This window comes from Rhodococcus sp. NPDC127593, assembly GCF_042671975.1.
Taxonomy (GTDB): Bacteria; Actinomycetota; Actinomycetes; order Mycobacteriales; family Mycobacteriaceae; genus Rhodococcus_F.
This window is the reverse complement of record NZ_JBHXWI010000050.1, coordinates 1-24,447: the sequence shown is the minus strand read 5'-3', so window position 1 is coordinate 24,447 and position 24,447 is coordinate 1. Positions and strand designations below refer to the sequence as shown.

At 62.7% G+C, this 24,447-nt stretch carries 22 protein-coding genes and 1 pseudogene; 13 read left to right on the top strand and 10 right to left on the bottom strand.

All coding sequences use genetic code 11. The features are described 5' to 3' along the window. The first annotated feature begins 15 nt into the window (after nucleotides 1-15). The 3 genes from ACFVJ3_RS35955 to ACFVJ3_RS35945 are packed head-to-tail and all read left to right on the top strand — an operon-like array spanning nucleotide 16 to nucleotide 3,442. The gene (locus ACFVJ3_RS35955) at nucleotides 16-1,218 is read left to right on the top strand and encodes an acetyl-CoA C-acetyltransferase (RefSeq protein ID WP_378456602.1); all 1,203 of its coding nucleotides are present in this window, start codon (nucleotides 16-18) and stop codon (nucleotides 1,216-1,218) included. After that, entirely contained in the window at nucleotides 1,215-2,021 is an 807-nt protein-coding gene (locus ACFVJ3_RS35950; RefSeq protein ID WP_378456601.1) for an enoyl-CoA hydratase/isomerase family protein, read from the top strand. The genes ACFVJ3_RS35955 and ACFVJ3_RS35950 overlap by 4 nt, the downstream gene beginning before the upstream one ends. Continuing rightward, nucleotides 2,018-3,442 (top strand): MFS transporter, encoded by a 1,425-nt coding sequence (locus ACFVJ3_RS35945; protein WP_378456600.1) that lies wholly within the window; start codon nucleotides 2,018-2,020, stop codon nucleotides 3,440-3,442. The genes ACFVJ3_RS35950 and ACFVJ3_RS35945 overlap by 4 nt, the downstream gene beginning before the upstream one ends. Here ACFVJ3_RS35945 and ACFVJ3_RS35940 read toward each other — a convergent pair. After that, on the bottom strand, nucleotides 3,429-4,751 hold the full coding sequence (locus ACFVJ3_RS35940) for an MFS transporter (protein ID WP_378456599.1): 1,323 nt from the start codon (nucleotides 4,749-4,751) through the stop codon (nucleotides 3,429-3,431). The genes ACFVJ3_RS35945 and ACFVJ3_RS35940 overlap by 14 nt on opposite strands. A gap of 251 nt (nucleotides 4,752-5,002) precedes the next feature. Here ACFVJ3_RS35940 and ACFVJ3_RS35935 point away from each other — a divergent pair, with 251 nt between their 5' ends. After that, nucleotides 5,003-5,764, top strand: a complete 762-nt coding sequence (locus ACFVJ3_RS35935) for a 3-hydroxyacyl-CoA dehydrogenase (RefSeq protein WP_378456598.1) — start codon at nucleotides 5,003-5,005, stop codon at nucleotides 5,762-5,764. 278 nt (nucleotides 5,765-6,042) lie between these two features. After that, the gene (locus ACFVJ3_RS35930) at nucleotides 6,043-6,180 is read left to right on the top strand and encodes a hypothetical protein (protein ID WP_378456597.1); all 138 of its coding nucleotides are present in this window, start codon (nucleotides 6,043-6,045) and stop codon (nucleotides 6,178-6,180) included. A 193-nt stretch (nucleotides 6,181-6,373) separates the two neighbouring features. Here the strand turns inward: ACFVJ3_RS35930 and ACFVJ3_RS35925 are convergent, their stop codons facing one another. Both ACFVJ3_RS35925 and ACFVJ3_RS35920 read right to left on the bottom strand, forming a co-directional pair. Then, entirely contained in the window at nucleotides 6,374-6,856 is a 483-nt protein-coding gene (locus ACFVJ3_RS35925) for a hypothetical protein (protein WP_378456596.1), read from the bottom strand. Between the two features lie 45 nt (nucleotides 6,857-6,901). Continuing rightward, nucleotides 6,902-8,272: an MFS transporter gene (locus ACFVJ3_RS35920; protein ID WP_378456595.1), complete on the bottom strand. Its 1,371-nt coding sequence runs from the start codon at nucleotides 8,270-8,272 to the stop codon at nucleotides 6,902-6,904. Between the two features lie 328 nt (nucleotides 8,273-8,600). Here ACFVJ3_RS35920 and ACFVJ3_RS35915 point away from each other — a divergent pair, with 328 nt between their 5' ends. The 4 genes from ACFVJ3_RS35915 (at nucleotide 8,601) to ACFVJ3_RS35900 (ending at nucleotide 13,834) form a co-directional block, all read left to right on the top strand. Further along, a complete protein-coding gene (locus ACFVJ3_RS35915; protein WP_378456594.1) occupies nucleotides 8,601-10,085 on the top strand; it encodes an aldehyde dehydrogenase in 1,485 nt (494 codons plus the stop codon). Between the two features lie 209 nt (nucleotides 10,086-10,294). Further along, nucleotides 10,295-11,335: a zinc-binding dehydrogenase gene (locus tag ACFVJ3_RS35910; RefSeq protein ID WP_378456593.1), complete on the top strand. Its 1,041-nt coding sequence runs from the start codon at nucleotides 10,295-10,297 to the stop codon at nucleotides 11,333-11,335. Nucleotides 11,336-11,354: 19 nt separating this feature from the next. After that, entirely contained in the window at nucleotides 11,355-12,185 is an 831-nt protein-coding gene (locus ACFVJ3_RS35905) for an oxidoreductase (RefSeq protein ID WP_378456592.1), read from the top strand. Nucleotides 12,186-12,478: 293 nt separating this feature from the next. Continuing rightward, a complete protein-coding gene (locus ACFVJ3_RS35900) occupies nucleotides 12,479-13,834 on the top strand; it encodes an SLC13 family permease (protein ID WP_378456591.1) in 1,356 nt (451 codons plus the stop codon). A 74-nt stretch (nucleotides 13,835-13,908) separates the two neighbouring features. Here ACFVJ3_RS35900 and ACFVJ3_RS35895 read toward each other — a convergent pair whose 3' ends face one another. The 3 genes from ACFVJ3_RS35895 to ACFVJ3_RS35885 all read right to left on the bottom strand — a co-directional run bounded on the left by ACFVJ3_RS35895 (nucleotide 13,909) and on the right by ACFVJ3_RS35885 (nucleotide 17,173). Further along, on the bottom strand, nucleotides 13,909-15,162 hold the full coding sequence (locus ACFVJ3_RS35895) for an MFS transporter (protein ID WP_378456590.1): 1,254 nt from the start codon (nucleotides 15,160-15,162) through the stop codon (nucleotides 13,909-13,911). A 150-nt stretch (nucleotides 15,163-15,312) separates the two neighbouring features. Continuing rightward, the gene (locus tag ACFVJ3_RS35890; protein WP_378456589.1) at nucleotides 15,313-16,197 is read right to left on the bottom strand and encodes a helix-turn-helix transcriptional regulator; all 885 of its coding nucleotides are present in this window, start codon (nucleotides 16,195-16,197) and stop codon (nucleotides 15,313-15,315) included. A gap of 118 nt (nucleotides 16,198-16,315) precedes the next feature. Then, nucleotides 16,316-17,173 (bottom strand): acyl-CoA thioesterase, encoded by an 858-nt coding sequence (locus ACFVJ3_RS35885; RefSeq protein ID WP_378456588.1) that lies wholly within the window; start codon nucleotides 17,171-17,173, stop codon nucleotides 16,316-16,318. Nucleotides 17,174-17,550: 377 nt separating this feature from the next. Between ACFVJ3_RS35885 and ACFVJ3_RS35880 the strand changes: the two genes are divergently transcribed. Then, the gene (locus ACFVJ3_RS35880; RefSeq protein ID WP_378456587.1) at nucleotides 17,551-18,519 is read left to right on the top strand and encodes a zinc-binding dehydrogenase; all 969 of its coding nucleotides are present in this window, start codon (nucleotides 17,551-17,553) and stop codon (nucleotides 18,517-18,519) included. 1 nt (nucleotide 18,520) lies between these two features. Here ACFVJ3_RS35880 and ACFVJ3_RS35875 read toward each other — a convergent pair whose 3' ends face one another. After that, nucleotides 18,521-19,567, bottom strand: coding sequence for an NAD(P)-dependent alcohol dehydrogenase (locus ACFVJ3_RS35875; RefSeq protein ID WP_378456586.1), 1,047 nt, complete (start codon nucleotides 19,565-19,567; stop codon nucleotides 18,521-18,523). Nucleotides 19,568-19,764: 197 nt separating this feature from the next. Here ACFVJ3_RS35875 and ACFVJ3_RS35870 point away from each other — a divergent pair, with 197 nt between their 5' ends. Then, nucleotides 19,765-20,643, top strand: coding sequence for an N-acyl homoserine lactonase family protein (locus tag ACFVJ3_RS35870; RefSeq protein WP_378456585.1), 879 nt, complete (start codon nucleotides 19,765-19,767; stop codon nucleotides 20,641-20,643). 163 nt (nucleotides 20,644-20,806) lie between these two features. On the opposite strand, the gene ACFVJ3_RS35865 is transcribed toward ACFVJ3_RS35870, so the two are convergent. Then, nucleotides 20,807-20,953, bottom strand: coding sequence for a hypothetical protein (locus ACFVJ3_RS35865; RefSeq protein WP_378456584.1), 147 nt, complete (start codon nucleotides 20,951-20,953; stop codon nucleotides 20,807-20,809). After that, nucleotides 20,923-22,026: a zinc-binding dehydrogenase gene (locus ACFVJ3_RS35860; protein ID WP_378456653.1), complete on the bottom strand. Its 1,104-nt coding sequence runs from the start codon at nucleotides 22,024-22,026 to the stop codon at nucleotides 20,923-20,925. Before ACFVJ3_RS35860 ends, ACFVJ3_RS35865 begins: the two co-directional genes overlap by 31 nt. Nucleotides 22,027-22,457: 431 nt before the next feature. Between ACFVJ3_RS35860 and ACFVJ3_RS35855 the strand changes: the two genes are divergently transcribed. Further along, the gene (locus ACFVJ3_RS35855; RefSeq protein ID WP_378456583.1) at nucleotides 22,458-23,336 is read left to right on the top strand and encodes an SMP-30/gluconolactonase/LRE family protein; all 879 of its coding nucleotides are present in this window, start codon (nucleotides 22,458-22,460) and stop codon (nucleotides 23,334-23,336) included. Between the two features lie 156 nt (nucleotides 23,337-23,492). Here ACFVJ3_RS35855 and ACFVJ3_RS35850 read toward each other — a convergent pair. Then, nucleotides 23,493-23,636 (bottom strand): annotated as a pseudogene (locus tag ACFVJ3_RS35850) (transposase); the annotation flags it as partial. Nucleotides 23,637-23,681: 45 nt separating this feature from the next. On the opposite strand from ACFVJ3_RS35850, the gene ACFVJ3_RS35845 reads away from it, so the two are divergent. Continuing rightward, nucleotides 23,682-24,032, top strand: coding sequence for a hypothetical protein (locus tag ACFVJ3_RS35845; protein ID WP_378456582.1), 351 nt, complete (start codon nucleotides 23,682-23,684; stop codon nucleotides 24,030-24,032). The last annotated feature ends 415 nt before the right edge of the window (nucleotides 24,033-24,447 follow it).

Genomic DNA, 24,447 nt, shown 5'->3' with positions numbered 1-24,447 from the left:
CATCGAAAGGTTTCTATGAGTATAACTTCCGTCATTGTCGCCGGTGCCCGAACCCCTGTCGGAAAACTCCAGGGTGGTCTGGCCGGCTTGTCCGGTGTGGAGCTTGGCGCCATCGCGATCTCGGCAGCTCTCGAGAAGGCGGGTGTACAACCCGAACGCGTCGAGTACGTCATCATGGGGCAGGTATTGACTGCGGGGGCGGGCCAGATGCCCGCGCGTCAGGCTGCGGCGAAGGCCGGCATCCCGATGTCGGTACCGGCTCTGAACATCAACAAGGTGTGCCTGTCCGGGATCGAATCGATCATATTGGCGGATCAGTTCATTCGATCGGGATCGTTCGATGTCGTCGTCGCTGGTGGCATGGAGTCGATGAGCCAGGCCCCACATATGCTGCCGGGCTCGCGCAACGGCTACAAATACGGCGATGTCACCCTCGTCGATCACATGGCGTTCGATGGATTGCACGACGCTTTCACCGATCAACCGATGGGCTTGCTGACCGAAATCGGCAACGACCACGACGTGATCTCGCGTAGTGACCAGGATTCGTTCGCCGCCCGGTCGCATCGGTTGGCCGCGGCCGCTTGGGAGAACGGCATCTTCGACGACGAGGTCGTCCCGGTCGAGGTTCCCGGCAGACGAGGAAAAACGACGATCGTCACCCGGGACGAGGGGATACGCGCGGACACCACGGAAGCGAGTCTTGCCGCGTTGCGCGGCGCGTTCCGCGAAGGCGGTTCGGTGACTGCAGGAAACGCGTCGAGCATCAATGACGGTGCGTGTGCACTCGTGGTGATGAGCAAGGCGCGCGCCGAAGCGGAAGGGTTGACGTGGCTCGCCGAGATCGGCGAGCACGGAATGGTGTCCGGGCCCGACTCCGGATTGCAACTCCAGCCGTCAGGCGCCATCGAGCAGGCCTGCAAGAAAGCGGACATCACGACAGGGGATCTCGACCTGGTCGAGATCAACGAAGCGTTCGCCGCGGTCGGGATCGCGTCCACCCGGGCGATGGGTATCGACCCCGCCGTGGTGAATGTGAACGGGGGAGCAATCGCTCTGGGCCACCCGATCGGGATGTCCGGTGCCCGAATCGCACTTCACCTCGCTCTCGAACTGAAGCGTCGCGGCGGTGGAACGGGCGCTGCCGCGCTGTGCGGCGGCGGCGGACAAGGTGACGCGTTGATTCTTCGCGTGCCTTCGCGGGCCGCTGTGCAGTGACGTCTGCTCACCAGCACGTTCGGGTCGAGGGCACGGTGGTGCGGATCGCCATCTCGACCGCTGCAAACGGAACGTCGTTGTCGCCAAGAGCAATCGAGGCGGGAACGGCGGCACTGAACCGGCTCGACCCTACGGTGAGAGCCGTCGTGCTCGTCGGCGACGGTGCGAATTTTTGTTCCGGAGGGGACGTCAGAGGATTCGCTACTGCGCCGAATCGAGGCGCCTTCGTCGCCGAGATGGCCCGCGACCTGCATGCCTTCGTTCGGGCGGTCGTGGCGTCACCGGTACCGGTGGTCGCTGCCGTACACGGATGGGCAGCGGGCGCGGGAATGAGCATCGCGCTGCACGCCGATGTTGCGCTCGGCGACGCCTCGACCAAGTTGCGACCGGCCTATCCGTCGATCGGATTCACCCCCGACGGTGGAATGTCCTGGCTGCTACCGCGCATAGTGGGTGTGGCGCGAGCGAGGGAAATACTGTTGACCGACTCCGTGCTTGGCGCCGACGAAGCTGTGAAATTGGGGTTGCTCAGTAGGCTTGTCCCGCTCGGTGAGGTCTATGCGGAGGCGATGCGTGTCGCGCAATCGCTCACCACGGGACCGAGTTCGACATATCACGGAATCCGCAGACTTCTGGCGCACTCGCCCGACCGGTCTCTGTCCGAACATCTCGACGCCGAGGCGGATGCGATCAGCGCTGCGGCAGTGAGTCCCGACGGCATCGAGGGTGTCGACGCGTTCGTTGCTAAGCGTCCAGCAGTCTTCCGAACCGTCGAACGACACGAACGGCAATCGAACCGATGACCGGCGCGCGTTCCGAAACGAAACGACAATCTGCACTTCTCCCTGTGCTGGTGTACGCCACGCTGACGGGCGCAATTGTGAGCTCACTGGGAATGCTGTTGGTTCCCACCATTTCGGAAGAGATGCACGTATCGGTCAGCACCGCGCAGTGGATGCTCACGGTCAACCTCCTCGTGGGTGCGGTCGCGACGCCCATCATGGGTCGTCTCAGCGACGGGCCCCACAAGAAACGGCTACTGCTGACGGCGCTGGCGGTCATTCTCGTCGGTTCGGTGGTGGCTGCTTCGGCCCCGAATTTCGCAATCTTCCTCGTCGGCCGTGCGCTGCAGGGGCTCGCCTATGGCATGGTTCCGGTGGCCATCGCCGTTGCACGGCGATACGTGGCCGCTGACAAGGTGCAATTCGGCATTTCGAGCATCTCGGTGGTCGTGTCCACCGGGCTCGGACTGGGCTACCCGCTGACCGGAATCCTGTCGGGCCTGTTCGGATTTCGATCCGCGTTCATCTTCGCGGCGGTATTTCTGGCGACCGCTGTGGTCGGCGTTGCGAAAATCGTCCCTGCGGGACCGGACCATCGAGCGGAGACTACGAAGTTCGATCTCGTCGGAGCAACATTTCTCGGGATCGGACTCTCCGCCCTGCTCCTGGCGGTCGGCGAGGGTGCCAACTGGGGTTGGGCGTCGCCCGTGACAATCGCGTCGTTCGTTGGGGCTGGGATAATGCTGGGGGCGTGGGCGGTCGCCGAGACGCGCGTGTCGAACCCACTCATCGATCTCGGTGTGTTGCGCAACGCCGATGTATTGCTCGCAAACGCCACTGCGATCGGGCTCGGCGCGGCAATGTACGTAACGTTGTCCATAGTGAGCCTGGTCGCTCAGGCACCGTCGTCCACCGCATACGGGCTTGCGTTGCCTGTGTTCTGGGCAGGATTCGTGATGCTTCCGCTGTCGGCTGGCAGTCTTGGCGCCAACAGATTGGTGCGCGTCCTGGCTCACCGCATCGAGATGTCCACCCTGTTGTTCGTCGGCGCGGCCGCGGTAGCGATTTCTGCTTTCGGGCTGTGGCTCGCTCATGCCGAGTTGTGGCAGATCATGATCGGAATGCTGGTGTTCGGCGTCGGGATCGGAATGACCTACGCCGCCATGCCTGCGTTGATTGCCTCCAACGTCGCGGCCGCGGAGCTGGGAAGCGCGGTGAGCTTCAATCAGGTTCTGCGCACAGTGGGCGGCTCGTTCGGTAGTGCGATATCCGGGGCTGTCCTCGCCGCACATCTCGCACCGGACCTTCGCCCCACGTCGACGGCAGTCAACGTGACCCTGGGGATCGGTGCGCTGGGTTGCGCGGCGGTGTTCGTCGCTCTGGTCCTGAACAAGCTGTTCGTCGGTGCGACTCGGCGAGACAAGGCCGCTACCCGGTCGTAACGGCATCCGATTTTCGTCTGCGTAGCACGAGACCTGCGACCGTGGCGATCACCGCTACAGCCGCAGCCACGCCCAGGCCGGTCTGCACCCCCACGTCGAGGCCCTGGTGTGCAACAAGGGATCCGAAAATTCCGATGGCCAGAGCGCCGCCGATCTGCCTGCTGGTGTTCAGCACACCTCCCGCCGTTCCTGCACGCTCGGCGGGTACGGAGTCGAAAAGCATGGCAGTGACCGCGGGCATGGCCAGTGCCCCGCCGAGGCCCACCGGAACCATGAAGAGAGCCAAGACCGCAACCGGGGCCACGGACGCCCAGATACAGAGTGAAGCGAGGCCGAGAGCCATCATTGCCATCCCGAGCGCTATGGGTACGCGAGGGCCGTATCGCGCAGTCGCCCGGCCGGCGATTACGTTCATGATCGATACCAGCAGCGTCATCGGCATGAATGCCATTCCGGTCTCTAGGACCGACAGTCCGCGGCCCTGCTGGTAGTACAGGCTGAAGAGAAAAACCATGCCGTAGTAGCCGATCATGAACGCGAAGCCAGTGAACATCGCGATGGTGACGGGCCGTGAGCTGAACATGTCCAGCGGCACCGTCGGATGTCGCCCGTATTTCTGTGCCGCGAGGAATACCAGGGCGCCGACTACCGCCGCGGCTCCCGCAGCGACGACACGCGGGCTGCCGACACCCGCTGCACCGACCTCGATGACGCCGTAGGTGAGCGAGCCGAGCGCGGCAAGTGCGCTGACCTGTCCAACCCAGTCAAACGGGACGACGCGGCGCTCCGACTTCGGGATCCTGGCGAGTAGTACGAACATCAGAAGGCCGACGGGCAGGTTGACGAGGAATATCAGACGCCAGCTCACCAGGCTCATCGAGCCGCCGAGCAGCGGTCCAGCGGCGGCAGCGACTGCACCACCGAGGGCCCAGATGCCGATAGCACGTGCTCTTTTCGCGGAGTCGGGGAACGCTTCGCGTAGCAGCGCCAACGAACTGGGCGTGATCAGGGCCGCCCCGATGCCCTGAAAGAGCCTCCCGGCGACGAGCAGTGCGAGATCCGGTGAGAATGCGCAGGCCGCCGAGGCCAGCACGAACACGATCAAACCCAGGCAGTAGGTGCGTCGCGCGCCGATGCGATCTGACAGTGCGCCCGCGAACAGAAGCAGAGCGGCGAACATGAGGGTGTATCCGTCCACTACCCATTGCAGCCCGGTGATGCCTCCGCCGACGTCGTCGGCGATACGCGGCAGCGCAACGATCACGACCAGCGCGTCGAGGGTGATGACGAAGAACCCGAGAAGGGCCACGACGAGAGAGGCAGTGCTGGATGCAGCCTCGGAAGCGTCATCGGAATCGAGGCGTGCATTCGAGAATGCCGATCGGCTGCGCAAGATGTCGTCCTGTCTCCCATGGCCGCGCCGCAGCATTCGGTGCTTCGACTCGCTGCATATTGTCCGGGACCGGCCTGTCTGGTAATTGACATTAGCCCTTGGGGTCCTCGATAGTGAAGCCGGGCAGAGCCGAGTAGCGCGCTCGCCAACGACTTTCAGGAGGTCACGTGAAGATCGAAGGAGCAGTCGCAGTTGTCACCGGCGGTGCGTCTGGGCTCGGGTACGCAACGGCCGACGCACTCGTGACGAGAGGCGCGACCGTTGTACTGCTCGATCTGCCGTCGTCGAACGGTGCCGCTGCTGCAGAGAAGCTCGGTGATCGTGCACACTTCGTCGGCGCGGACGTGACGTCGACAGACGAGGTGGCGGCAGCCGTCGACTTCGCCGAGAGCCTGGGCGATGTTCGAGTTGTGGTCAACTGCGCGGGTATTGCTACGCCGGGGAAGGTGCTGGGCCGATCGGGTCCCCTTCCGCTTGAAGACTTCGAACGCGTAGTTCGCATCAATCTGATCGGAACCTTCAACGTTCTGCGCCTGGCATCGGAAAAGATCGCTCGAACCGAGCCTGTCGATGGTGAACGTGGGGTCGTGATCGACACGGCGTCCGTGGCGGCGTTCGACGGTCAGATCGGACAGGCGGCATACGCTGCCTCGAAGGGTGGGGTCGCCGCCATGACGCTGCCTATCGCACGTGAGCTCGCTCGCAGCCTGGTTCGCGTTGTCACCATTGCCCCCGGAATATTCGAAACGCCCATGATGGCCGGTCTTCCGGAAGAGGCGCAGAAATCGCTCGGCCAGCAGGTGCCTCACCCGTCGCGGCTCGGCAAGGCAACGGAGTACGCGGCGCTGGCACTGCACATCATCGACAATCCGATGCTCAACGGCGAGACCATCCGACTCGACGGTGCGATCCGCATGGGGCCACGCTGACACGAGAGGTCTGGACACGCGCATGACTGAACTACACCCGGCTGCAGCGCACCCGCCATACGAATCCGAAGATCCCCTGAACACACCTGAGTTCGCGGTTCCGACCGAGGTGTTGAGGCTCGCGACAGTGACGCGGTCGAGGCTCGGCAGGAGCTGGCCCGATACGGCGTCAGCTGGGCGGGCTACGAAGCGCTGGATCAATTGTGCCGAACCGGCCCGACGGGGTAGGGGCACTCGCCCGTCGACTCCGCCGACACCGCACTTCCGTGCTGGCCACGATGGCACGGCTGGAGGATGCCGGTCTGATACGCAAGGCCGAGGTCGCCGGTAAGTGGAACGAGCATCCCGTCGAAGTCACCGAGCGCGGCCACACCACACATCGGCGCGCGTCTGCCGCGCTGTTACAGACGTCGTGAGATGTTGTGTCGGAAAGATATCGAGGCAATGGGACTTCTCGTCGCGACTGTGGAACGGTCGGACGGCCGGGGTGATTCGGGAAATCGTTGATCCGAACGTGGGCGACTCGACGAACCACGCAAACGACAGGGAAGAACGGCCCACCTCCGATTGAAGGTGGGCAGTTCTTCCCTGTTCAGTAAGCCACAGCCCTCAGGATGGCTGTTGCAGGTGAAATGCCGTGTAGACCAGCGTGGCCGGCTCGTTCGACGTGTTTTGCATGTCGTGCATGCTGCCGGGAAGCACGATGCTTTCTCCCGGCTCAAGGTCCACTCCGTCGACCTCCAGATCGATGCGTACTCGACCCGAGATCACGGTGATGACGAACAGTGAGTCGCTAGTGTGCAGGCCCTGCGCAGCGCCTGCGCCCGCCTCCGCAGACTCGGGGGGAAGGGTGTACCTGCGCACCACGGTGCCGCTCCCCGGAGCCGTCACCTCCATTTCGGTGTGACTGGTGCCGTCGTCGTCGACATGTGCCGGAAAGCTCTTCTGTCTCCACAGTTCATGGAGGGCAGCGCCATTGGGCCTGACTGTGGACGGGGTTGCTATGTCGTCGGCGACAACGGCCGACCGTCCGTCCTCGTCGGTGCCTACCACCACTCGGCGCGGCCGGCGGGTCTTCTCTTTGCTCGTCACTCGTATCGCTCCTCGTTCATTCGAATCTCGATGGAAAAGCAGTTGTCACGCGGCGTCGATATCGGCAGCGGTGGAACCGACTTCGCCCAAGTCCTCGTCCGCGGTCTCTTTCAGCAACCAGACGCTGACCAGACCGATCAGGCACAGCGCGGTCACGAACAATCCGAAGACGAAAGACCCTGCTGCAGCAATGATCGCGGCACCGATCAGTGGCGGGATTGCGCCTCCGATGATCTGCGCGACGCTGTAACTGAACCCACTGGCGGTGTAGCGGAAGCGGGTGTGGAACAACTCGGACAGAACGGCGCCCACCGGACCGAGTGCTGCACCGGCGAGAATGAGCGTAATGCACAGTCCCACTCCGAATGCCCACGCTGTTCCGATGTTCAGGAACGGGAACAGAACCAACGCCCAGAGAACTGCAAGCGAGTTGGCCCACAGAAGAGACTTCCTGCGGCCGATACGATCGGCGAGCACACCGCCGGCGAGAATCGACGCCGCGTACATCACCCCGGCGACGATGCCGAGTGTGAGGACCAGCGTGCGGTCGAGGCCCAGCTGGGTTGTTGCGTAATTGGGGAGGTAGGCCGCGCCGAGGTAGGAGAAGGTGGGAACGGTCACGACAATTCCGATGCCGAGCAATATTTGTCGAGGTTGACTCTTCAGGGCCTCGATGAAGGGCAGTTTGGAGGCGCCGCTGCGAGCCTGTTCCGCTTTGAATACCGGAGTCTCTTCGATCTTCAGTCGAACGTACAGGCCGACGGCAACCAGAATTGCGCTCAGCAGGAACGGAATTCGCCAACCGTACGCGAGGAAGGCTTCGTCGCTCATGCTTGCGCTGGTGATAGCGAAGACGGCGGGCGCAAGGGCCAGTGAGCAACCTCCGCCGAAGGGCGGAATCATGGTCCAGAACCCTCGTTTGCCGGGAGGTGCGTACTCGGCTGCGAACATGACGGCGCCCGCCCATTCACCACCGGCGGCCAAACCTTGGAATATGCGTAGCACGACTATCAGTATCGGAGCCCAGATTCCGATCTGGTCCGCCGTCGGCATGAGGCCTACGAGGATGGTTGCGCCGCCCATCATCATGAGCGTCGTCACAAGCGTCTTCTTACGACCCAACCTGTCGCCGAAGTGACCGAAGATGATGCTGCCCAGAGGGCGCGCGACCAACGCGACGCCGAGCGTCGCGAACGAGGCCACTGTTCCTGCCGCGGTGCCTAGCGCAGGGAAGAACACGTCACTGAAGACGAGCGCGGCAGCGAATCCGTAGATCAGGAAGTCGTAGAACTCGATCAGTGTGCCCGTGAAACTGGCCAGGCCCACGCGCCGCATGGCTTTGCGCGACGCCCGGTCGACCTCCTTGTGCCCGTCGGTGCCGGCCGGTGCAGCCACCTGACCCTGCGGTGTTGTCATCGCTCATCCTCATTGCCGGCGTTCCGACGGTCTCGACGTTCGGGTCGCTTCGCGGATTGCAGAAGCGTGCAGCGCGAACGGCTGCACGAGCTTTATATAACGTACGTCACACTACTGTCAATGACCAGACTGACCGTAACTTGACAATATAAGGCCGGGTAACGACATGCCAGTCCCGTGGTTCCCGCGTCACGGGTGAACATGCCGTGCAGTCCTCGATGCGAGCGGCTCGTATTGTCCGGCGGCTGACAACTTCCGGCACAATGAGAGGACCGCACCGAGTCCCTCGAATCCGCGGGACGCAATTCCCTCGATCAGGAAGACGGACATGACCACCACAGAATTCGAAATGCCGCTGAGCCACGCCGATCGCCTGTACATCGGTGGCCAGTGGGTTCGCCCGTCGACGACGGCGACCATCAGCGTTGTCGATTCCGCAACCGAGCAACCGTTCTACGAGGTAGCGGCTGCCAGTGCGGCAGACATGGACCGTGCGGTCGGTGCGGCACGAGACGCGTTCGACAATGGACCGTGGCCGCTTCTGACGCACCAGGAACGCGCCGAATACCTGCGCGGTTTCGCTGAACACCTGCGGCGCCGTGCTTCCGACATCGGCCAGGTCTGGCCGCGCGAATCGGGAGTTCTGCACGCGCTTGCGAAGCCGTTCACGGATTTCGGTGCGCGGGAGTGGGACGACAATGCGGCACTGGCGGACACATTCGCGTTCGAGGAGCGCATCGAACCGAGCGCCGGCGGTGTCTTCGGTCTGCGACGACGTGAGCCGGTAGGCGTCGTCGGTGCGATCATTCCGTGGAACGGGCCCCTCGGTTCGATCTCGCACAAGGTCGGCCCGGCCCTACTGGCAGGCTGCACCGTGGTGCTGAAATCGGCCCCAGAAGCCCCGGGGATCGGCTTCATCGTCGCTGAGATAGCCGAGTCGATCGGTTTGCCCGCAGGCGTACTGAACGTTGTAACCGCCGACCGTGAGGTGTCCGAGCTGCTCGTGCGCGACCCGAGGGTCGACAAGATCTCGTTCACAGGGTCTACCGTCGCCGGCCGTCGCATCGCGTCCATCTGCGGCGAGCGAATCGCCCGATTCAGTTTGGAACTGGGCGGCAAATCCGCCGCCGTTCTGCTCGACGACGTCGACGTCGAATCTGCAGCCAAGACTTTAGCCGCGGCAGAGTGCATCGTGAGCGGCCAGGTGTGTTATTCGCTGACCAGGATCGTGGTGCCACGAAAGATCGAGAAGGATTTCGCCGAGGCTCTGGCGGCTGCGTTCTCGGGTGTGGCCGTCGGCGATCCGTACGACGCCGCGACACAGATCGGACCGCTTGCTTCCGCTGTTCAACGGGACCGAGTGCAGGGCTACATAGCTCGCGGAATCGACCAGGGTGCCACTTTGGTGTCGGGTGGCGGGCGGCCCGCACATCTCGATCGGGGCTTCTATGTGGAACCGACTGTGTTCTCCGGTGTGAGCAACGAACACGACATCGCCCGTGAAGAGATCTTCGGTCCGGTATTGAGCGTCATCGCCGTGGATAGCGAAGACGAGGCGGTGCGTGTCGCGAACGACAGCATCTACGGACTGAACGCCTCCGTCTTCACCCCCGACGCCAATCGCGCGAACGCGATCGCGAAGCGGTTGCGGAGCGGAACCGTGGGCCACAATGCCACACGCAGCGACTTGCGGCTGGGCTTCGGCGGATTCAAACAGTCCGGCATCGGACGCGAAGGCGGCGTCGAAGGTCTGCGCAATTACCTCGAAACCAAAGCGGTCATTCTCGAGGACGTGCCGAACGAGTACCGGTAACTCTCTTATCAATCGGGTGTCGGCGGCTATTTGCTGGCACCGGACTCTTGTCGGAGCCGGTCCCAGCCCGGTTCCGGCGGAGTTCGAAGGGGGCACTGGTGGTACCGGGCAGGGCAGTCACTGGTGAGGATTCGTGGCCGGCTGTGCAATGGGCGGATTGCGTCGACGGATTTCCGCGGCGCGCTTATCGAGCAGAAGGATGGATAGCGATGAAAGCCACTTTCATGTACGCCCCCGGTGATGTGCGCGTCGAGACGGTACCGGACCCCAAGATCGTCGATCCGACAGATGCGATCGTGCGTGCCGTCCGCGGTTGCATATGCGGTTCCGACCTGCACCCATACCACACGATGGACGCGTCCGAACACGGTCGGGCCATGGGCCACGAGTTGATCGGCGTCGTCGAGGAAATCGGCTCGGCTGTGACCGCATTGAAGAAGGGTGACTTCGTCATCGTCCCCTTCGTGATGAGCGACAACACGTGCGCATTCTGCCGTGACGGACTACAGACCTCGTGTATGCACGGCGCCTTCTTCGGCGACGACGGGATCGGTGGAACGCAAGCAGAATTCCAGCGCATCGTCCAGGCCGACGGCACCCTGGTGAAGGTTCCGGGCATCGACGAGGGCTCCGATCTGCTTCCGAGTCTGCTCACGCTCTCGGATGTCTACCTGACCGGTTACCACGCCGCCCGGATGGGCCGCGTCGAAGCGGGCAAGACCGTGACGGTGATCGGTGACGGTGCAGTCGGGCTGTCTGCAGTTCTGGCGTCGAAGCAGATGGGCGCGGAGCGCATCATCCTGATGGGCCGGCACAAGGTGCGCACGGACCTCGGTATCGAGTTCGGTGCGACGGACGTCGTTGCCGAGCGCGGTGAAGAAGGTATTGCAAGGGTCATGGAGCTGACCGGCGGAGAGGGCAGCCACATCGTCCTCGAAGCCGTCGGTCATTTGCCGGCTTACGAGCAGTCCTACGGCATCGTTCGCCCCGGCGGAGTAATCTCGCGTGTCGGCGCACCACAGTACGAGGACGCTCCCGTCGGCTTCGGATCCCTTTTCGGCGACAACGTCACTCTCACCGGAGGCATCGCGCCGGTCCGTGCATACCTCGAGCACGCCATCCCTCAGGTGTTGAACGGTGAGATTAACCCGGGCAAGGTCTTCGATCTCGCACTCGGCATCGACGAGGTCCCGGGCGGATACGCCGCGATGGATGCGCGCGAGGCGCTCAAAGTAATCATCGAGTTCTGACGAAGGACAGGTATTCGATATGTCGACATGGCTCATCACAGGATGTTCCAGCGGATTGGGTCGCGCCTTCGCCGAGGAGGCGCTCGGTCGCGGGCACAACGTCGTCGCCACGGCCCGCAGTACCGACAAAATCCAGCAGTTCGCCGAAGGCAACCCTGAGACCGCTCTGGCTCTCGCGCTCGATGTGACCGACGTCGACAGCGTCCGCGCTGCGGTGGCAACGGCCGAAGAGAAGTTCGGGCAGATCGATGTCCTGATCAACAACGCCGGCTACGGGTACCGAGCCGCCGTCGAAGAGGGGGACGACGATGATGTTGCTCGGTTGTTCGACACGCATGTGCACGGAATGGTACGGACCGTAAAGGCCGTACTGCCAGGGATGAGGGCCAGGCGGTCGGGCACGATCGTCAACTTGTCGTCGATCGGCGCTCGCGTCACCGGACCTGGGTCCGGATATTACGGGGCGGCCAAGTCGGCGGTGGAAGCGCTCACTTCGGCGTTGCGGAAAGAAATCGCGCCCCTTGGACTCACAGCGACAGTGGTCGAACCGGGTGCGTTCCGCACGGACTTCAGCGGGCGCTCATTGACCGAGTCTTCTGTTGTCATCGAGGACTATGCCGAAACCGCCGGAAAGCGGCGGAAAGCCAAGGACACCAGCGACGGGAAGCAACCCGGTGATCCGAAAAAGGCGGCCGCTGTTCTCGTCGACGCCGTCGACGGAGGCCAACTGCCGTTTTTGCTCCTCCTCGGTTCCGACGCCGTGCGTGTTGTGCGAGGCGCCTTGTCCGACCTCGCGTCGGACATAGACGCCTGGGCGGACACGGTGTCCGTCACCGACATCGACGAGTAGTTCGAACCTGATCGCACCGGCCGTTTTCGAAGAAAAATTTCCGAAGACGGCCGGCTTTCGCGGTCTGAGCACGAGTTCGAGCAGTACCGAGGTTTTACCGAACTTTGTACTGGCCTTGACAACAATGCAACTCGTGTCATATGTTGGAGCGCATGTGACTCACGTCATACGGGACGAGGTGGCGGCTCATGTTGCCGAAAGCGGCGGCCTCGAGGAGTTGTTCTCTCCGGATTCGGGTGCGCCAGCCATTCTGCGCCGACCACGGCAACAGAGACTACGAGAGGGAAGGTGTTATGACTGCGTTGCAGATCGTGTCGCTCCTTGTTATGGCCGCAGGCTTTTTCGTTGCGACCAAATGGCGCCTGAGCCTCGGAATACTGCTGTTACCAGCAGCTTTCGTGATCGGCACCGTGGGCGGTCTGGATACCAAGACCATTACCGATGGCTTTCCCACGGAAATGTTCCTTCTGCTCTTGGGTTTGACATTTCTCTTCACCGTCGTAGAGGCAAACGGCACCATGAAATACATCATGGATGTGTTGCTCGGCCTCGTCGGGACGAGGGTGATTCTGGTGCCGTTCATTCTCTTCTTCGTAGCCGCAATCGCAACGGGGGTGGGTGTTTACGCGGTTGCCGTGTTGGCGCTCCTGATACCTATTGGAATGCGATTTGCTCGCCAGTTCGATATAAGCATCTTCTTGGTCTCGTTGATGACAATTCACGGAATGCTTGCAGGCCTGTTCAGCCCCATTGCGATCGACGGGGTATTCGCGGAACGTCTTCTGTCGGATGCCGGGCTGCCCACGAACGCACTCCAGCTTTTCCTCTGCCACATCGCAGTACACGCGATCCTCTGTCTCGCAGCGTTCTTCTTGTTCGGCGGCATCAAGCTGTTTCGTAATCCTCCATCACTCGTCGTGGACGACGAGCCTTCGGGAACATCGAATACGCCCGGTAGTCCCCAGGGTTCACTCGATACTCCCGCCGGGGGATCGGTGGGCACCGTCACAGATGTTCGGCAACGGGTGACTGTGGTGGGCGACAAGGTTCGCGTCGGCACGCCCACGCTGTACCAGGCGTGCACGATGCTCGCCATCGGCCTTCTCATCGTTTCCGCCGTGTTCACCGAATTCGATCTCGGATTCGTGGCGCTCACGCTTGGCGTGGCTCTGGCTTTGGTGTTTCAGCGAACGGGCGGCGAAGAACTCGTCACGAAGGTTCCATGGACGGTCATGCTCCTGATCGGTGGAGTTCTCACCTACATTTCCGTCATGACCGAGATCGGGACTCTGGACGCGATCGGAGACGTGCTCACAGGCTTCGATCAGCCGGCAGTCGGCGTGTTGCTGCTGTCGTTCTTCACTGCCATCACATCGGCCTTCACTTCGACCCTGGGTGTTCTCGGTGCGAGCATGCCACTGAGCATTCCGATGATGGACGGCGGCATGAGCATGCTGTCGGTGGTCGGACCCGTGACGATTTCTGCAACTGTTGTCGACGCCAGCCCCATGGGTATCGGCGGAGCGTTGGTCCTTGCCTGCGCTCTCCCGGAAGAACGTAACTCGCTCTTCCGCAAGATGGCGCTGTGGGGATTTGCGATGGTGCTGATCGGTCCGCTGCTGTCGTGGACGATTTTTACCGTGTTGTGAGCGTGAAATATGGTCTGCCCCCTCCTCCCGGATGATCCAGAAGAGGAGGGGGCAGGGATTGTGGGGTAATTGCTTCAGTGCAGTGCGCCCAATTCCGTCATGTCGATGTCTTCGTCCGACTTGCCGAGAGGATGGAGGTTGCGACGCAGTCCTGGGAGTAGGAGCAACGCGCCGGCCGCGAAGGCAAGACCGATGAGCGGCAACCACTGCACGCCGAACGCTTCGACGCCGATACCACCGACTGTGGCTCCCAACGCGATACCGAGCTGACTCAATACTACCGAAATGCTGGTCACGGTTTCTGGGGCACGTCGTCCGGTCGCGAGCACGGCCTGCTGATAGAGCATGACGGTTCCCGAGAACCCCATGCCCCAGAACACCAACACGATCAGAACGACCGGCAGTGCCGGTGGGGTCAGCAGCAACACCAGGAACGATACTGCGATGAGAGCGGGTGCCGCGATCAATCCGGTGATCAGAGAACGCTGTCCGAGGCGACCGGCCAAAGTGACGCCGATGATGCCCGCGCCGCCGAGAATGAACAGTGACAGGCCGGTGATGCCCGCGCCTACGCCGAGCCGTTCGAGGTAGGGCGCGATATACGTCAGGACCGCGAAGTGTCCGAGCATGATCAGTGCCCATGCAACACACACTCGCAGAGCGCCGGGCAGCATTGCAGCCTTGGCGAGTGTCACGTGCTCGGTGGACTCGGAATGCATAGACGGGACGACGCGACCCAGCACCAGGGCGATGACCAGTGCAATCAACGCGGCGACCATGAATGCCACGCGCCAGCCCGTCGCGTCACCCAACAGGGAGCCGAGGGGAGCGCCGACTGCAAGGGCGAGACTGTTCGCGGTGAACACGATGGTCATGGCGCGGCCCACGTAGTGAGCGCCGCCCATTCGCGCTACGACGGACGGCAACAACGCCCAGATCACGCCGTGGGCGGCACCACCAATGAATCGTCCAGCGATGGCGAATTCGACGCTGGGTGTGAATGCGACCATGAGATTGCTGACCACGAAAAGCAGCACGATCACCACGAGCGCCGAGCGGCGAGAGAACTTGATCGCGAGTCGTGTCAGTGGGATCACCGTCACGACGTTGCCGATTGCGTAGGCGGAGGTCAGCAACCCTGCAACTCCGAGCCCAACGTTCAGGTCGGGTGCAATGTCGGTGAGGAGTCCGGCGGGGAGTAACTCTGTGGTGAGGCTGAGGAATCCTGTGAAAGCGAGGACTATTACAGCGAAGAGGGGAAACCGTTCTTTGTGAACAGATTTCGGCGGTGTGCTGCGGGCGGCAGACTTTGATGTCGACGAGGTCATGCTTTGACGGTAGGAGTCTTTCGGCGGTCGAGGGAGGAACAAATCAACCCCCCCGGTCCGGGCGAAACAGTGCAACACAGTAGTGCTCGAGATGCGTGAACGCATGGGTCCGATCCTGTCGCTCGATCCGAGACCGCGCACCGACCTTCGTCAGCGTGAATTACGCTGTGATGCAGAAGCTATATCGTTGTCCGCATGGGTAGCCGCCCAACTGGCGAGAAGTTTCAGAGCGTCTGCCGACGGTGAATTCGCCTCGGCGGTGTAGGTGACAAGCGTGTGGCCGGATTCGCCGGTTCGCATTGCCTCGTAGGTCACCGTGACTTCGCCCACGATCGGGTTGTGCAGGGTTTTGGTCCCCGTGCTGTGGTTGCGGACGTCGTGCTCGGCCCACAATTGCCGGAAGTGCTCACTGCGTACCGACAATTCGCCTATCAGTGCGACCAATTGCCGGTCCTGGGGATTGTTTCCCGAGGCGAAACGCAGCATGGCAACGCAGTCGCGAGCCGACTGCAGCCAGTCCGCATAGAATTCGGTCGAACGGTCGTCCAGATAAACGAAGCGGGCGATGTTGCGGTCGGCAACGTTCGGAAGGGTCCCCAGACCCATGTACAGCACGTTTGCAAGCGGATTCATCGCGAGAACGTCTGTTCGGTGCCCCTGGATCATGGCGGGAACACCGTCCAGAACGTCGAGAAGGCGCAGTAGGCTCGGACGCACATGCCGGGGTTGGCTGGGTGGCACGTTTCGGATCTGCGCACCCGCGCTCGTCAGGGCGAAGAGATGCGCTCGTTCGGCGTCGTCGAGTTGCAGGGCACGCGCGACTGCATCGATGACCGACTCCGACACGCCTTTCAAGCGGCCACGTTCGAGTCGGATGTAGTAGTCGGTGCTGATGGCGGCGAGTTCGGCGACCTCCTCGCGGCGCAGACCAGGAACGCGTCGCGAGCCGGTGCCCCCAGCCAGACCGACGTCTTCGGGTCGGACCTTCGAGCGACGGGTAACCAGGAATTCGCGAATCTCACTCTCGAACTTCATCGATCGATTCTAATCCGCTTCACGAAATCGAAAGAGGGTCCAATAGGCCCTCCCTGACTGTTGGCGTCATCGGCCGGCGGATCGAAGACGGATCGGAGCACCTGCAGTTGTAGTGGAATCAATTTCGAATTGCGAACCGGCCCGCAGGAACAATCGCAGTGGGGCTGCTGTGAATCCTGGTCAGACCTTCCTGGACGACGGCGGCGACCAAGCGTCCCCGGGAATCGAATATCTGGCCCTGGGCGAGGGCTCGTCCACCGTCTGCCGACGGCGATGTCTGGTCGTACAACAGCCACTCGTCCGCCCGGAACGGCCGCAGAAACCACAGCGCGTGATCGAGCGAGGCCGCCTGCACTGCAACGCCGGGATGTGGAGCGATGGCTGCCCTCAACAGCAACATGTCGCTCATATAGGTGAGCGCACTCACATGAAGCTCGTGCTCGTCCGCGAGCTCGTCCCGATACCGAAACCAGACCTGTTGTCGGGCGGGGAGTGGCGGACGGTCCTCGCTACCGGCCGGCTGCACCACCCGGATGTCCCACTCTTTCCACTCCTCGTACAGGGAATCCCCGTACTCGGACAGTGTTTTCGGGTCCGGAAGAAAATCGGGCTCAGTGACGACCGGCATGGTGTCCTGGTGAGAGATTCCGTTGTCCCCGACGTGGAACGACGCCGACATCGTGAAAATAGCCACGCCATTCTGCACGCCGGTCACCCGCCTTGTGGTGAACGACCGTCCGTCGCGAATGCGATCGACCGAGTAAACGGCCGGCTGATGCGGATCACCGGGGCGGAGAAAGTAACCGTGCAGCGAGTGCACACGGTAGTTGTCCTCGACGGTTCGTACAGCGGACACCAGCGCCTGTCCGGCGACCTGCCCGCCGAATGTCCTGGGCAACTTACTTGCGATCGTGCAGCCGCGGAACATGTCACGCTCGATGCGCTCCAGGCTGAGGATGTCTTCGATACGGGCCATGCTCGAGACCGCCCTTTCGTGCGCGCTGTCTGTACGTCGACGCACCGCCGTCGGCGGCGCGGTGGACCGCGTGGGGATCCATACTGTGCCCGTCCCGGACGAAGCCATGATCACCCGGTGCGAGTGCTTCTGTCAACAGGCTAACTGTCAAGGGCAATACTATATCCTGGGTGGTGGTAGGTGGCATCGCCGCCTATCGAGTTCGGGAAGCGCGTCACCGCACTCCGACGGCAGAGTCGGGGCTCGATGGACCGGTCGGCGAGTGAGCGATGCTGTTCAGCGCATGACAACGACCACGACCGACGGTGGCCACCTGACCCGAAATCAGTACGACGGCGCCAACGGCAATGCTGGGTACACCCAGTAATGTCAGCTGAATGTATGCAACAGTCGTGCACGAGTGGGGCGGCCCGGAGGCCCTGGTCTTCGAGCAGGTGCCCGATCCGGAGCCCGCTGCCGGACATGTGATCGTCGAACTGCGTGCCAGTTCGGTGAACCGACACGACGTACTCGTCCGGCAGTCGGGTCGCGGGTTTTCGTTGCCGCGCATCCTCGGGGCAGACGGTGCGGGCGTTCGCCGCGACACCGGTGAAGAGGTCGTCGTCTACCCGGGACTGAATTGGGGGGACAACGCGTCGGCGCCGGGTGCCGCGTTCTCCGTTCTGGGCGATGTGGTCGACGGTACGTACGCCGAACTGGTGTCGGTGCCCGAGGCGAACATCTTCCCGAAGCCGCGTCACCTGAGCTGGTCCGAGGCCGCAGCTCTGCCGGTCGGGGCGCTCACCGCATACCGGGCGTTGTTCACCAGGGCGGGCGTGCAACCCGGCGAGACGGTGTTGGTTCTCGGCGCAGGCAGTGGGGTGTCCACGTACGCCGTGATGCTGGCGTCGTCGATCGGCGCGACCGCGTTGGTGACGTCGTCGAGTCCCGAGAAGATCGCTTGTATGAAGACAGTCGGCGCGTCCGACGGGTTCCTCTACACGGACGCTGAGTGGTCGGGGCAGGTGGTGGCGTCGACCGGTGGAGTGGACGTCGTCATCGACGGTGCCGGAGCCGACCTCCATCGATCGCTCGAATGCCTACGGCCGGGCGGCCGAGTCGTGGTGTTCGGAGCGAGTGCCGGAACGACCGCTGCGGTGGACGTTCCCGGCCTCTACTTCGGGCAGTATTCGGTTCTCGGATCCACTCTCGGTACCCCGACCGAATTTGCAGATGTGTTGTCGCACATCGAAGAACATCGGATCAGGCCGGTCATCGATTCCGAGCGTCCGTTGAGCGAGGCCCGCAGCGCTCACGAACACATCGAAAGCCGAGCTCATTTCGGCAAGCTGATCCTGACGGTCTGAATCAGGCCAGGCTGCCCGCGATGTCGATCACGAAGCGATACCGCACGTCCGATGCGAGCAACCGGTCGAAGGCCGAGTTGACATCGTCGACGGCGATCTTCTCGATTTCCGCACCCACGCCGTGCTCGGCGCAGAAATCGAGCATGTCCTGGGTATCGCTGATGCTGCCGATCAGAGAACCTGTGTAAGAGCGGCGATTTCGCAGCAGTGACCACGCGTTGACCGACAGTGGCTCTGCTGGAGCGCCGACGTTGACGAGGGTTCCGCCCAACGCGAGCATGCCCAGGTAGGCGTCGACGTCGATCACGGCAGTGATCGTGTTCAGGATGACGTCGAAGGTGTCGGCCTGCTGAGTGAATGTTTCGGCGTCGGATGTCGCGAAGTAGTGCTGCGCGCCGAGGCGCAGGCCGTCGTCGCGCTTGCGCAGCGACTGCGACAGGACGGTGACTTCTGCGCCCATGGCGACCGCAAGTTTGACGGCGACGTGACCGAGCCCGCCGAGTCCGACGACTGCGACCTTGGTGCCGGGGCCGACGCCGAGGTGCCGCAGCGGCCAGAACGTGGTGATACCTGCACACAGCAGCGGCGCGGCGTCGTCGAGTTCGAGGCCGTCGGGGACACGGAGGACGAAGTTCTCGGAGGCGACGATGTGCGTCGAGTAGCCGCCCTGGGTGAACTCACCGTACTTGTCGACGGAGCCGTAGGTGAGGGTGGTTCCGGTGAGGCAGTACTGCTCTGAGCCCTGCTTGCAGTTGGCGCAGGTTCCGCACGCGTCCACGATGCATCCGATACCGACTCGATCACCGACAGCGTATTTCGTGACCTCGGCGCCGACGCCGCGGACGATACCGGTGATCTCGTGGCCTGGTACGAGAGGATAGGTCTCCTCCCGCCATTCGCTGCGGGCGTGGCTGACATCGGAGTGGCAGACGCCGCAGAAGTGAATCTCGACGAGGACGTCGTCGGCCTGCAGTTCACGACGCTCGATGATTCTGCGGGCGAGTGGTTCCGTGGCCGACGGTGCAGCGAATGCGTTGACGCTGAGCATGATGTCTCCGGTTCTGTGGGGTGTGGACCGACCGCATTGGGTCACCGACCATTCGTCAATGGCCGTTCTGTCCGACCATTGACAGTACCCGTAGCGCGTAATAGTGTCACAGATCACGTGAGGCTGACCACAGCGTATTCCTGAACGCCTCCACGAACGCGGTTCTTGTCGATAGGCGACCTCGGAAGGATCGACATATGTCGGACTACTCGATCTGTGCCCTCGAGTTCGCTCAACTGCCGAACTATCCGGACAACGCACTCGTGTACGGCAAAGCCGAGGGTTCACGGATGCTGCCGTTCTACTACGTCGTCCTCCAGAACGACGAGCATGTCATTCTCATGGACGCAGGGTTCGACAGAAACGAATTCGGCAGGCACATGATCGACTCGTACGGAATCGCCGGTTGGCAACCGCCCGAAGTGGTGATGGCGCGCATCGGTCTGTCCCCGGAACAGGTGGACACGATCGTCCTGACGCACCATCACTTCGACCACGCAGGCGGACTCGGACTCTTTCCCAATGCCGAGGTGTTCGTCCAGCAGCGGGAGATAGACAACTTCCTGGCGAAATATCATGTGTCGGAACGCATGCGCTGGCTCGTGAACGGCTTGGACCCGGAGACACCCGGAGTCTTCGATGCGATTGCGGCCGACGGTCGGTTACGCGCCATCGACGGCCCGGTCGAGGTTGTGCCGGGCATCGAGGTTCGACCCGCCTTCGACACCCACACTGCCGGATCGCAATACGCCGTGTTGACACAGTCGGACGGTGAGCCCTGGATCTTCCCCGGTGACGTGGTGTACGTCTACGACAACCTCGTCGGGCCGCAGGGTGACGGAATGATCACCCCGATAGGTCTGGGGCAAGGCAATCAAGAGTGCTGCATACGATCCTCGGACGAAATGTTGACTGCGGCGGGCGATCGAATCGATCGAATTCTCCCCTGGCACGACGTGACCATCTGGGAAAAGTTCCCGTCCGCGACCCATGAGGACGGCCTGCACGTGGCCGAAATATCCCTTGCGCCAGGGATTGTGAGCAAGCTTCCTGCCCTGACGGCGACCGCAGAATGACGCGGGTGCTTCCCGAGAACGAGGAGACATGATCTTGCTGACCTGTCGCTGTATTCCGAACGAGGACAAGGAGGACGAGTGCGAGGCTGCCGCTCGTGACTTGATGGAGCATTCTCGGGAGCTGATCGATCACGGCGCAGGACAGTCCTTTCCTCGGACCTTCTCAGTTCGAGGTCAGGGCTGTCCGTAACGTGTAGCTGCCGAATCCCGACAGCTTCTCGAGCAGAACCGCCGAGGGCGCGTCGCCGAACACCTCGATATCGGTCAGAATGCCGCAACTCAGCAGGACCGACACATCCGTGTTCGCCATGTGGGACAACACGCTGCTCGCGTCCCGGTGGACTTCCACCAGAGTGAGATTGCGAGTTCCCTCCTCACTGCTCCAGAAGTAGCCGAGCAGCCCGGCGTCTTCACGACCGGTTTGATCACCGAGGTGTCTCGGCTCCGCATCAGCGCCATGCCGTTCTCCAGTTCGCTCCACTCGTCGAGTACGTGTGACACCAGTGGGGCGGTGTCGATCTTCCCGTTCTCGATGAGCACCAGCAATCGTCCGAGGTACTCGCGGCCGTCCTTCACCAACACTTCGGTGATGAACTTCTCCATGACGCCGAAGTTGAGGAACTCCATGGGGATGCGAACGTCCTTGTCGTCGAAAAAGACCGCGACACAATCCACGTGGCCACCGAACTTGACGGCCGTGAGTGCAGTGGTGAATGCACCGGTTGCGCTGCCGCCACTCGCGACGAGGACGCTGTCCACCGGCTTGCCGCCGGTCAGGGCCAGCACCTGCGCGGCGACGTCCCCTTGCTTGTAATCGATGATGTCGGTGGCGCCGTAGAACCTCGCCAACTCCACTGTCTTGGGCCGCGAACCGACGGCGATGATTCGCCCTGCGCCGCGAAGCGCTGCGCCGGCGACTCCCAAGAGTCCGACCGGACCGATGCCCAGAACCAGTACCGTGTCACCGAATTCGATGTTCATGCGCTCGACGCCGGAGAAGCCTGTCGACATCATGGCCGGTACCATCACTGCTTGCTGATCTGTGACGGAATCGGGTATCAGTGCGAGGTTCTGGTCGGCGTCGAGCGTCTTCACGAATTCGGAGAAGGTGCCCGCATTGTCTGCGTCCTCGGAGAAGTACGGACTATTCGTTTGGTGGTATTTGGCCTCGCCACGCTGAGCGGCCGGATGACGCCAATCGGAGAACCCGGTGGGGATGATCACTCGATCGCCGGCGGCGAAGTCCACCACCGATTCGCCGACACGTTCTACTACGCCGACCGCCTCATGCCCCACGACCTTACCCAGAGCGGCTGGAAACGCTGCAGTTTCGATGAGGTGCACGTCCGTGGTGCACGTCGCGACCATGGTCGGACAGATCAGAGCGTCGTACGGACCGATGGCCGGGACCGGTACGACCGCCCAGGTCCTGACTCCCTTTCCTTCAGAATGAATCCTTGCACGAGTGTCGATTCCTTTCTCGGGACACGGAAGTTCAGGTGGCGCGGTCGGCTGACCGGATCTGCTCCCGCGTAATCAGTTTCGACAATAGCCGCGGTGTGTTCATCATGGGAGGTACTGGCAGTACCGGTTGCATCGGTGAGTGTGTTGACGGGTGTGATCGGCGACGTTTATTGTGAAGCGATCGAGTGGTGAGCGTCACAGGTCTCGAGTGCCCACCCGTCAATAGTTCGATTCATCACCGAAGTCCCGTTCACGCAGGTGATTCCGCGTTGTCCGGACGAACTCGACCGCACTTGTTCGTCACCGTCACGATCTGCACATGCTCGATTTGCACACAGAGGAGCTCATCAATGACCTACGCCATCGATGCCCCGTTCGAATTCCGCGACAAGCTGGGGGAGGGGCCGCACTGGGACGACAAGACCGGCACGCTGTTGCGGGTAGATGCCCTCGGTGGCAGAATCCACCGTCTGGAACCGGATTCGGGTCGCAACGAGGAACTGCTCAGCGTGTCCGGCGAGGTCGGATTTGTCGTACCGACCACCGACGGACGCATCGTGGCGACCGTCGTGAACGAACTGGTCGAGCTGGGTGCCGACGGTCCGAAGAAACTGGCTGCGGTGGACGAGGGCAACTCGGATCTTCGCATCAACGACGGTAAGTGCGATTCGCGTGGTCGGGTGGTGTTCGGCACCATCTCGGCGGCCCGGGCGCCGGTGGGAGCGTTGCACCGGTTCGATTCGTCCGGCCGACACGAGGTGCTGGCCACGGGTATCTCGGTCTCGAACGGCATGGGGTGGGACGAGTCCCTGGACCGCTTCTACTACATCGACTCGTGGACCCAGTGCATCGACGTCTTCGACTACGACGTGTCCAACGGTGACGTCGGTGGCAGGCGGCCGTTCGTCGAAATCCCGCAGGAGGAGGGCCTTCCGGATGGCATGGCGATCGACAGCGAGGGTGGCGTATGGGTCGCTCTCTTCGGCGCCGGTGAGGTTCGCCGCTATGCACCCGACGGCTCGATCAGCGAGCGCGTCTCGCTCCCGGCAACGTACGTCACCAGCATCGCCTTCGGCGGCGCGGACTTGAAGACTGCCTACGTGACGTCGGGATACTACGAATACGACGCCGCGCAACGCGAGGAGGAGCCGCTGGCTGGCGCGATCTTGACGTTCTCCGCAGGCGTCGCCGGGGTCCGTGGGGCCACCTTCGACCAGCCGGTGGGCTGAGCGCACACGTAGCCCCTCGTACTCCCTTCGCAGCGCGCTCGACACCGTCGTTCCCCGGAACGGCAGTGGCGGGCGCGTTGTCGTGTGCATGTGCTGGTCGCAGGTCCGTTAGCGAAAGTCAATAACGGGACAGGACGGCTATTGACAAACGTCCACGCGCTCGGTCCGCACCCAGTTGCGTAGGGTCTCGCGGCTGACCCCCAGGTCGTTGCCGATGCCCTCGAACGTGTGGCTCGGATCGGACGGATACAACGCGACGGCATCGGCCTTGAACTCCGCCGAGTACGCCTTCATCACCATCTGTGACATCACTTCCTCTGGACCCTTCACGACCCAGTGTTCAGGATGTCCTCACTCAGTCGGAGAACCCCCGACCTCGCCCGCAAGAACACCACCACCACCACCACCACCGCTACTGCGACCGCGCCGGATGCCGCGCAGCTGGACGTCGCCGCCCTGATGAAGGCGGTGACCGAGTCACCGCAGGCACGGGACGCGCTGATGCGGTCGCTCGCCGCGCTCGGGCAGTCCACGGCCAGCAACACCAGCCCCGACACCGATGCCGGGGCGGTCGCATCCGCCCACCAGGCCGCGGGGCGCGCCAGCACGACCGGATCCGACCGGACGGCCCGGGGGCCCGGGCGGTGTTCTGGGTGCCGGCGGGGTGGATCGAGTACTCGGGGGTGTCGGGGGTGAGGTAGCTATCCTTGAGCAGCGCTGGCGGTGCCTGGTGCACGCTGGCGCCGAAAGAAGATCGGGGTTAGGGCTGGGTTAGGGCCGGTACGGCACCTCGGAGGTACGGACTGTGATGTCGGTGTACTTGTTCCCGGCGAGTAGTTGCTCCACGGCTTCTTTGTGGAGTTCCTTGTGGGTCCGGGGCCAACGATGACTTCGCGGATCGCGTTACCGGGAAGGTGGTGTCGACGTCGGGGATGACACCCGAGCGTGCGGTCCGGTCGAAACTTCAAACACTTATCGCAGGATGGCAGCCGCGACGGGCTCTGGTGGGCTAGCGTCAAAGCCGTGTAGTTAAGTCGTGGGTTGTGTTGTCAAGGGTCGATGTCGGTGAGGATGTTGATGGCGATGGTGGCCTTGAGACTTGGCCCTCGAG